The organism is Phenylobacterium sp. (assembly GCF_028290885.1).
Lineage (GTDB): Bacteria > Pseudomonadota > Alphaproteobacteria > Caulobacterales > Caulobacteraceae > Phenylobacterium.
In genome coordinates this window covers 1-9,354 of record NZ_JAQGIZ010000168.1, presented here as the reverse complement: position 1 = coordinate 9,354, position 9,354 = coordinate 1, and the positions used below count along the sequence as shown (strand labels likewise).

10 protein-coding genes are annotated in these 9,354 nt (G+C 67.6%); 4 read left to right on the top strand and 6 right to left on the bottom strand.

Going from position 1 to position 9,354, the window contains the following annotated elements; translation table 11 throughout:
* The coding region (locus tag JWP28_RS11470; protein ID WP_299542972.1) for a DEAD/DEAH box helicase at window positions 1–1,792 on the bottom strand (1,792 nt) is incomplete at its 3' end.
* Window positions 1,793–1,899: 107 nt separating this feature from the next.
* Between JWP28_RS11470 and JWP28_RS11465 the strand changes: the two genes are divergently transcribed.
* Window positions 1,900–3,051, top strand: a complete 1,152-nt coding sequence (locus tag JWP28_RS11465; protein WP_299542971.1) for a saccharopine dehydrogenase NADP-binding domain-containing protein — start codon at window positions 1,900–1,902, stop codon at window positions 3,049–3,051.
* Between the two features lie 52 nt (window positions 3,052–3,103).
* On the opposite strand, the gene JWP28_RS11460 is transcribed toward JWP28_RS11465, so the two are convergent.
* Both JWP28_RS11460 and gstA read right to left on the bottom strand, forming a co-directional pair.
* On the bottom strand, window positions 3,104–3,520 hold the full coding sequence (locus JWP28_RS11460; protein ID WP_299542969.1) for a hypothetical protein: 417 nt from the start codon (window positions 3,518–3,520) through the stop codon (window positions 3,104–3,106).
* Window positions 3,521–3,611: 91 nt separating this feature from the next.
* Window positions 3,612–4,214 carry a glutathione transferase GstA gene (gene gstA / locus JWP28_RS11455; protein WP_299542967.1) on the bottom strand — a complete coding sequence of 201 codons (603 nt, stop codon included), beginning with the start codon at window positions 4,212–4,214 and terminating at the stop codon, window positions 3,612–3,614.
* Between the two features lie 150 nt (window positions 4,215–4,364).
* On the opposite strand from gstA, the gene JWP28_RS11450 reads away from it, so the two are divergent.
* Together JWP28_RS11450 and JWP28_RS11445 are read left to right on the top strand one after the other, a co-directional pair.
* Entirely contained in the window at window positions 4,365–5,336 is a 972-nt protein-coding gene (locus JWP28_RS11450; protein WP_299542965.1) for an SDR family NAD(P)-dependent oxidoreductase, read from the top strand.
* A gap of 257 nt (window positions 5,337–5,593) precedes the next feature.
* Window positions 5,594–5,965: a response regulator gene (locus JWP28_RS11445; RefSeq protein ID WP_299542963.1), complete on the top strand. Its 372-nt coding sequence runs from the start codon at window positions 5,594–5,596 to the stop codon at window positions 5,963–5,965.
* A 97-nt stretch (window positions 5,966–6,062) separates the two neighbouring features.
* Here JWP28_RS11445 and JWP28_RS11440 read toward each other — a convergent pair whose 3' ends face one another.
* Window positions 6,063–7,877 carry a PBP1A family penicillin-binding protein gene (locus JWP28_RS11440; RefSeq protein WP_299542974.1) on the bottom strand — a complete coding sequence of 605 codons (1,815 nt, stop codon included), beginning with the start codon at window positions 7,875–7,877 and terminating at the stop codon, window positions 6,063–6,065.
* A gap of 221 nt (window positions 7,878–8,098) precedes the next feature.
* On the opposite strand from JWP28_RS11440, the gene JWP28_RS11435 reads away from it, so the two are divergent.
* Entirely contained in the window at window positions 8,099–8,905 is an 807-nt protein-coding gene (locus JWP28_RS11435; RefSeq protein WP_299542961.1) for a hypothetical protein, read from the top strand.
* 40 nt (window positions 8,906–8,945) lie between these two features.
* On the opposite strand, the gene JWP28_RS20650 is transcribed toward JWP28_RS11435, so the two are convergent.
* Together JWP28_RS20650 and JWP28_RS11430 are read right to left on the bottom strand one after the other, a co-directional pair.
* Complete coding sequence (locus JWP28_RS20650) at window positions 8,946–9,080, bottom strand: DUF6471 domain-containing protein (RefSeq protein WP_366143807.1); 135 nt, start codon at window positions 9,078–9,080, stop codon at window positions 8,946–8,948.
* A gap of 76 nt (window positions 9,081–9,156) precedes the next feature.
* On the bottom strand, window positions 9,157–9,354 hold a 198-nt coding region (locus JWP28_RS11430; RefSeq protein ID WP_299542959.1), incomplete at its 5' end, for a hypothetical protein.

The window sequence follows — 9,354 nt, the reverse complement described above, 5'->3', positions numbered from 1 at the left end:
CCTCCAGCCATTCGCGCACGTCCATGGGCAGCACCTGCCAGTGCTCCTGGTCGGTCATCAGCTGGCGCACCCGCTTGGCCAGGAAGGTGGAGAGCGCGAACTTGGACCCGCCCCAGGATGGCATCTTGGGATCCGCGGAAGGCGCGGGCTGCACCAGGACGTCGAGGTTGGTCACGGCCACCAGCCGCCAGACCTGGCCTGCGAAGACGAAGGTCTCGCCGGGCTCCAGCATCTCGACCATGCCCTCTTCGATTTCGCCCACTTTGCGGCCGCCGCGCCCGCCGCGCATGGCGATCCGCACCGCCAGCATGGCCGGCGAGACGATGGCGCCCACGTTCAGCCGATGGCGCTGCGCGGTTTCCAGGTTGCGGACGCGCCAGAGGCCGTCGATCCCCTTCACGATCCGGCGGAAGCGGTCGTAGGTCTTCAGCGCGTAGCCGCCTGTGGAGACGAAATCGACCACCTGCTCGAAGTCCTCCCAGGTCAGGTCGCGGTAGGGGCCGGCGGTCGTCACCTCGTCGTAGAGCTTCAACAGGTCGAAGGGCTCGGAGCAGGCGCAGCCCATGACGTGCTGCGCCAGCACGTCCAGCGCGCCGACACGCGGCGGATCGCCGTCCAGCTTGTTCTCCGCGATGGCCTCGCGGGCGGCCTGGCACTCCAGCATCTCGAAACGATTGGCCGGCACGAAGATCGCCCGGGAGGGCTCGTCCAGGCGGTGGTTGGCGCGGCCGATCCGCTGCACCATCCGCGAGGCGCCCTTCGTCGAGGCGAGCTGGATCACCAGGTCCACGTCGCCCCAGTCGATGCCGAGGTCCAGCGTCGAGGTGCAGACCACGGCGCGCAACTCGCCCCGCGCCATCGCCGCCTCGACCTTGCGCCGTTGCTCGGCGGCCAGCGAGCCGTGGTGCAGGGCGATCGGCAGGCTGTCCTCGTTCAGCCGCCAGAGTTCCTGGAAGGCGAACTCCGCCTGGAAGCGGGTGTTGACGAACACCAGCGCCGTCCGCGAGCGCTTGATGACGTCGTAGACCTCCTGCATGGCATGCTGAGCGGTGTGCCCCGCCCACGGCACGCGGCCTTCCGACAGCAGCACCTCGACGATCGGCTCCGCGCCCGCGGGCCCACGCACCAGGTCGATGGAGCTGTTGCCTGCGGCGCCATGGTTGGCCATCCAGGCCTTGATCACCTCGGGATCGTCGACCGTGGCCGAGAGGCCGACGCGGCGCAGGTTCGGCGCGAACTGGGCCACGCGGGCGAGGTCGAGCGCCAGCAAGTCGCCGCGCTTGGAGGCATGCAGGGTGTGGATCTCGTCGAGGATCACGCACTCCAGGCTCTCGAAATAGAGCCGTGCGCCCTCCCAGGCGCAGAGCAGGGCGAGCTGCTCGGGCGTCGTCAGCAGGATCTCCGGCGGCTTTACCCGCTGCCGTTGGCGGCGCGAGAGGCCGGTGTCGCCGGTGCGGCTCTCGGCGGTGATCGGCAGGCCCATCTGCAGGATCGGCTGGTTGAGGTTGCGCTCGACGTCCACGGCGAGCGCCTTCAGCGGCGAGATGTAGAGGGTGTGCAGGCCCCGCGGGGCGTTAGCCGGCGGCCGCTCGGCGAGTGTGATGAGGCTGGGCAGGAAACCCGCCAGCGTCTTCCCGCCGCCAGTGGGCGCGATCAGCAGGGCGTCGCGCCCCGCTTGCGCCCGCTCGATCATCGCCAGCTGATGGGCGCGCGGGCTCCAGCCCCGCTTGGCGAACCAGTCGGCGAACCTCGGCGGCAGGAGATCGGCGGCGGGGACCGCGGCGTCGGCCATTTTCGCCCTATAACATGTTCCCGTTACGTTTCACGCGCAGGGCGCGATTTACTTACGACGTAAATTATAGTCAAGGTGCCGCCGCCGCTTCACCAAGGAGACCGCACATGAACCCCAACGCCGAGTTCGACCTCATCGTCTATGGCGCCACCGGCTACACCGGGCGCCTGGTCGCGGAGTACCTGGCGCAGCGCTACGGGATCGGCGGCGAGGTGAAATGGGCGATGGGCGGGCGGAGCGCCGCAAAGCTGGCGCAGGTGCGCGACGAGATGGGGGCGCCCGCGGAGACGCCGCTGGTGGTCGCCGACGCCGAGGACGCGGCCGAGCTCGACGTCATGGTCCGCCGCGCCAAGGCGATCGTCACCACGGTCGGGCCCTATCAACTCTATGGCGACAAGCTGGTCGCGGCCTGCGCCGCCGCCGGGACCGACTACCTCGACCTCTGCGGCGAGCCGAACTGGATGGCTCACGTCATCGCGACTCACGACGCGGCGGCCAAGGCGTCCGGCGCGCGCATCCTTCACTCCTGCGGCTTCGATTCCATCCCCTTCGAGCTCGGCGTCTATTTCGCCGAGGAGACGGCCAAGGCGAAGCTCGGCGGGCCGGTCCCGCGGGTGAAGGGCCGCATCCGCGCCATGCGGGGCGGGCTCTCCGGCGGCACGGCGGCCAGCGGGGCGGCGACCATGGCGGCGATCCAGAAGGATCCCAGCCTGATCGCGCTGATGATGAACCCTTTCGCGCTCACCCCCGGCTTCCAGGGTCCCGACCAGCCGCCGGGCAATGCGGTCGAGCACGACCCGGACCTCGGGGTCGACGTCGGCCCGTTCATGATGGCGGCGATCAACACCAAGAACGTGCACCGCTCGAACGCCCTGATGGGCCATCCCTGGGGCAAGGACTTCGCCTATGACGAGATGTCGGTGGTGGTCCCCGGCGCGCCCACCGAGTTCACCGGCATGGGCGAGGGCATGCCAAAGCCCGGCGAGGGGCCTTCGAAGGCGGAGCGCGAGGCGGGCTTCTACGACATCGCCTTCATCGGCCTCGCCCCGGACGGCCGAAAGGTGCGGGTTTCGGTGAAGGGCGACCGGGACCCCGGCTACGGCTCGACCTCGAAGATGCTGGCCGAGGCCGCGATCTGCCTGATCAGGGATAGGCCCGATGTGGCCGGCGGCGTCTGGACGCCCGGCGCGGCCATGGGGATGCAGCTGGTCGACCGGCTAGGGGCGAACGCCGGCGTGACGTTTGCGGTAGAGGCCTGAAGGGCGGCGCCCCGGCTGGTCGCTGGACCAAGCCGGCGCGCTTATGCCCGCGTCAGCACTCGTAGCGGCTGCGCACCAGCACGCGGCGTCCGATGTAGGGGTCCCAGACCCAGCGCCGGCCTTCGCAGACCCGGTAGCCCGAATAGCCATAGTAGCCCGGATAGTAGCCGCCGCCGTAGTAACCGCCGTCATAGTAGCCACCGCCGCCATAGTAGCCGCGGTCGTAGTAGCCGCGGTCATAGCCGCCGTGGTTGCTGGCGAGGGCGGCGCCGAGCGCCAGGCCCACCACGCCGGCCGCCACCGCGACGCCGGCGTCGTTGTGATGGCGGCCGCCGTAGTAGCCGCCGCCATAGCCGCCGCCGTAATAGCCGCCGCCGTGGGGACGGGCCTCGGCGGGAGCCGCCGTGGCGCACACCGCGCCGCCCAGGGTAATTGCCGCCATCGCGGCCGTGAGAAGCTTTCTCATCATGGCCTCCTTGAGTACCTAACGGCCCGACGGCCGAAGTGTTCAGGCCTACAAGGCTATGAATTGGCGACTGAATGGCGGCTGAACAAGGCTGTTAACTGTTCGCCGGCTCAGCCAGGCCCTCGTGCTCCAGGGCCAGGCGCACGGCCGGCCGCGCCTTCATCCGCGCGACGAAGGCCGGCAGGGGATCGGGCAGGGTCAGGCCGACCTTCTGCGCCCACATGGCCATCACGAACAGATAGGCGTCGGCGACGCCTGGGCGGTCGCCGAACAGGTAATCGTCCTTCAGGTTTCCGGCCAGGTAGGCGAGCCGCTTGGCGATCGTTTCCCCGGCCATGGCCTTCTCGGCGTCGCTGGCGTCAGGTCTGAAGAACGGCTTGTACCCCTTGTGGATTTCCGTGGAGATGAACGCCAGCATCTCCAGGAGACGATACCGGCCCATCGGCCCGGACGGCGCCAACGACGCGTCCTGGTCGGCCACCCAGCTCAGGATGGCTATGTTCTCCGTCAGCACCTGGCCGTCGTCGAACTGCAGCGCCGGCACATAGCCCTTGGGATTGATCTGCATGTAGTCCCGGCCGTCGTCGGTCCGCTTGGTCTTCAGGTCGACCATCACGCGGCCAAAGTCGAAACCGGCCTCGTGCAGCGCGATGTGGTCGGCAAGGCTGCAGGCGCCGGGGGCGATATAGAGTTTCATGGCGCAGCGTCCTTGCAATGGAGCGGGGTCTTGCCCTCCTGGCGAAACCCGCGGCGCGGCGCCCTGTTCCCCGGCGTCACGGTGGACGCAGGTTGGCAGGGAGGCCAAGCTGCGGCGAGCCCGCGGCCGAAAGCATCCAGGGGAACGCGCATGAAGGACTTTGCAGGCAAGATCGCCGTCGTCACCGGCGGTGGGACCGGCATGGGGCGCGAACTCGCCCGCCAGCTGATCGCCGAGGGCTGCAGCGTCGCCATGTGCGATGTGTCGGCCAAGAACATGGCCGAGACCGTGGCGCTGTGCGAAGCCGACGGGGTTCCGCAGGGCGCCAGGGTCACCGCCCACCTGGCCGATGTGTCCGACGAGAGCCAGCTGATCCGCTTCCGCGACGAGGCGGCGGCGCAGCACGACACCGAGCGGCTGCACCTGCTGTTCAACAACGCCGGCATCGGCGGCGGCGGCTCGATGGTCGCCGACAGCCGGGCGGAGTGGGAACGGACCTTCAACGTCTGCTGGGGCGGGGTCTACCTGGGCGTGCGCACCTTCCTGCCGATGCTGCAGGCGGCCGACGAGGCGCACATCGTCAACACCTCCAGCGTCAACGGCTTCTGGGCCAGCCTGGGCCCCAACGTCTCGCACACGGCCTATGCGGCGGCGAAGTTCGCCGTGAAGGGCTTCTCAGAGGCCCTGATCACCGACCTGGCGCTCAACGCCCCGCACATCAAGGTCTCCGTGGTGATGCCCGGCCACATCGGCACCTCCATCGTCGCGAACTCCCGCAAGGTGATGACCGGCCGCGACGAGGACACGCTGAGCGAAGAGGACCTGGCGCGCGCCCGCGCGCGCATCGCCCGCTCCGGCGTCGACATCAGCCTTATGGACGACGGCGCCATCCAGGCGCTCGCCGCCGAGCAGCACCGCCGCTTCCTGGAGGAGGCGCCGACGACGGCCGCGGAGGCCGCGACCATCATCCTCGACGGGGTAAAGGCCGACCGCTGGCGCATCCTGGTTGGCGAGGACGCCCAGAAGATGGATGCGCTCGTGCGCGGCGATCCGGAAGCCGCCTACACCCCGGAATTCTTCGGCGTCCTGGCCAAGGAAGTGGGTTGGCGACTGGGCGGTTAGTGTGCTGGATTTGAAGTTCGCCGCACTCACGGGCCATGCGCCGAGCGAACTTCAAATCCAAAAAGCACACTAGAAACGTACACTTGCTAGTGTCCTCATCGATACCGAAGTTCGCCAAAGCCAGCCGCAAGCGCTTGCGAACTTCGGAATCGGGACACTAGGGTTCGCTTCGCTCATCAAATGTTTGTTTCAGCTCCGACTTTGGATTGTCGGCGTCTGTTGTGTCGGGTAAGCGACCCAGCTCCGGAGCTCCGCGTATGTTCAATGTGTTAGTGGTCGAGGACGAGCCCGATATTGCGGAACTCGTCGAAGACGCCCTCGTCGAGGCGGGGTTCTGTGTGACGGTCGCCCACGATGACCGCACCGCCTTCCAGAAGCTGGAGGGCGAGCCGCGCAGCTTTGCGGCCATCGTCACGGACATCAACCTGGGCCCCGGCGTCACCGGCTTCGACATCGCCCGGCGCGCGCGATTGCTGAACAAGGCGATCAAGGTCGTCTACATCAGCGGCCAGGGCCCACATTCCGGGCAGTTCAGCGTCGAGGCGGCCCTGATGGTCGCCAAGCCCTTCAACCCGCGCGAGCTCGCCGAACAGCTTGCGGTCTTCATGCAGGTCGGCGAGCAGGATTAGGCTGGCGCGCGCGACGGCGTCGGTGGGACGCCTGCCGTAGCCTTCCGCCGTGGCGCCAATCCTGGCGGTCCGCCGGTCGGCCACTTGAGGCGCTGGGTTAGGTCGGAGCGGCCGCCGCGGGTTGCGGCGCGGCGTCGGTCGGCGTCGCCGGATTGGCGACCGGCGTGGGCGTAACCGGCAAGGGCGGCGGCGGCCCGGGCGGGATCGGGCCGTTCGGCAGGCGCTTGAGCGCCGAGACCATGAAGCTGCGCCAGATTTCGGAGGGGGCGGTCGCGCCGGTGATCCGGCGCATGGGCGTCGCGTCGTCGCGGCCCGTCCAGACCACGGTGACCAGCCCGCCGGTGTAGCCGCAGAACCAGGCGTCCTTGTAGTCCGAGGTGGTGCCGGTCTTGCCGGCCAGGTCGTAGCCCGGGATCGCGGCGTGCGTGCCGGTGCCCGACGCCATCACCGTGCGCATCATCTGCTGCATCTCGCCGAGCGGCGGGTTGAGGATCGCCTGCGCCGGGGCCGGCCCGCGCCGCTGGAACAGCACCTGGCCGCCGGTCGTGCGGATCCGCTCGATGCCATAGGCGGCCACGCGGTAGCCGCCGTTGCCGAACGCATCGTAGGCCTGGGCCATCTCCAGCGGCGAGACCAGGGTGGTGCCGAGCGCCATGGCCGGGTCGGTGTTGACGACCGAGACGATCCCCAGCCGGCGCGCCACGGCCGCCACGTTCTCCCGCCCGACCTGGTCGGCGAGCCGGGCGGCCACGGTGTTGATCGAGTGCGCCAGCGCCTGCTCGAGCGTGACCTGGCCCATGAACTCCGGCTCGAAGTTCCTCGGCGACCAGCCGTTGATGGTCACCGGTTCGTCGACCACCATCAGGTCCGGCGTCTGCCCGGCCTCCATGGCCGTCAGGTAGACGAACGGTTTCCAGGCCGAGCCCGCCTGCCGGTGGGCGTCGACGGCGCGGTTATAGGGGGCCTTGGCGTAGTCGACGCCGCCGACCATGGCCCGCACCCGGCCCGAGCCGTCCAGCGACACCACCGCGGCCTGGCTCACGCCCTGCTTGGCGAAGCGCGTGGTCACGGTCTTTGCCGCCTCACTGGCGGCGATCTCGGTGGGAAGATCGAGCGTGGTCTCGACCACCAGGTCCTGCTTCGGCGTCCCGACGGCGGTCCGCGTCTGGCCATCCAGCCAGTCGACGAAGTACTGCGCGGGGGCGGTCGGGGCCGACTTCCAGACCTTGGGCGGCGCCGCCAGCGCCTTCGCCCGCTCGGCGCCGCTGATCGCGCCGGTCTCCACCATGGCGTCGAGCACCAGCCTGGTCCGCTCGGCCGACTTCTCCGGCTGGTCCACGGGGTCGTAGTGGGTCGGCGACTTCAGGATGCCCGCCAGCGTGGCGGCCTCCCGTATCGTCAGCTTCGACGCCGGCTTGTTGAAGAACCGCTGCGACGCCGCCTCGATGCCGTAAGCGCCTTCGCCGAAATAGACCCGGCTCAGGTAGAGCGCGAGGATCTGCTTCTTCGAATAGGTCCGCTCGAGCTGCACGGCGTACATCAGCTCGGTCGCCTTGCGCTCGAGGGTCTGGTCGGCGGTGAGGTAGAGGTTGCGCGCCAGCTGCTGGGTGATCGTAGAGGCGCCCTGGCTCTTGCCGGCGCTCAGGTTGGCCACGATGGCGCGCGCCATGCCCACCGGATCGAAGCCGGCGTGCTCGTAGAACCTGCGGTCCTCGATGGAGACGAAGGCCGCGGGCACATATGCCGGCAGCCGCGCGACGTCCACGGGCGGGGCGAAGCGGCCGCCGCGCACCCCGATCACCGCGCCTGAGCGGTCGACGTAGGTGATCTGCGGCTCGCGCCGCAGTTCGGGCAGCCGCGGCAGGTCCGGCGCGGACAGGGACAGGGAGGAGGCGGCAAGGAGGGCGATCACCAAGGCGTAAGGCTCCTAGCGGACGCGCGGCCCCTCAGCGCGAGTCCGTCTTCGGCTCCTTTTGTCGTCGGTTCGCCTTACGAGAAAGATAATTCGCGGTAATGCGCGGTTAGGGCGCAACGCCACAGCCCCTGCACGGGGGGCGGGACCCCTCTGGCGAATGCCGGACGTGACTCGGCGTGGGCGGCGGTTATCGTCGGCGGCCAGGTGGGGGCTCCGCGATGCTCGACTACGTTCTGATAGTCATCGCTGGGATGGCGATGTTTCTGCAGGCAGGCCTGGGTCTCGTCGTGACCACTAGGCCTCCCTCCGAAAAGCGCCGCGTTTGGTATGAGGCCGCCTTTGTCACAGTCGGCGCTATCGGGGTTGTCGCTATCGTGTGGGGCGGTATTCGCACCGCCAGAACTTCAGACGCTATCCAAAGCGGAATCAAACGCGTTCAGAGCGGCCAGCAAACCGGCTTCAAGACGGTAATAACATCACTCAATTCTATTGGACGACCACAAGAGCCTAAGCCGGTGCCGCCGCTGGCTCCCGTCACAGCTCCATCATCTGGCGAACGGGCTCTAATAATTCCCGAATCGTACGTGGCCGATGAAAAGCAAAATTCAGATGGATTTCACAATACCTACTTGATCTCGAAGAATAAAGGACAGATTTCGGCTATAAACCCAAACACCGACTGGATATTGGGTATTACAATTAGGAAGCAAACAAAACAGGAATTAGACGACGCATTCCAGAGTTTACTGAGCAAAATGGACAAGAATGCGACGCAGGGCAACCATCTCGAAATATCTCCGGGAGATACCATCAGATTGACTCAGCCGATGCGGTTGCCGGAGCCGGTTTACGCTCAACTAAAGTCAGAGGGTAAGTTCATATATACGATGGCTGTCATTACATACGGTGACAAAAACCTGCGTCGCGGGGAGCATTGGCTAACCGAGTATTGCGTGTTGGAAAAGGTGAACAGCGGAATCCCGGAATACTGCCCAACCCACAACCTAACGAGAATACAGAAGTGATGTAAGCCTAAGATGTCGCTGCAAAATCCCCTGACTACTTCTATTCCAGCCGCAGCGTCGACGCCCCCAGCGCTCGCAACGCAGCTAGCAGAAACCACGCTGGAAACGCGCCCCGATTGATCTTCGCCTGGACGTGGCTCGTTCCCCACCGTCTTCCGCACGGAAGCCGCCACAACCAACTTCATCCGCGCGCACGTAAAGGCCGGAACTGTCCGGTATTTGGGCGCAAACGCCACAGGACCGAACGCGGGCTACCAGCCCCGGCCTTGGGCCTCGATGACCATATGCGGCGCGGTGACCGGATCGGCCGCGCCCGCCGCGAGCGTCCGGATGACGGCCTGGGTCGCGCCCATCGCGCGCAGTTGCTCGACCACTGCCGTGGCGCGGGCTTGGGCCAGCTGCTCCTGGTGCGCAGGCGTGCCGTGGCTGTCCGCGGCCGGCTTGATCAC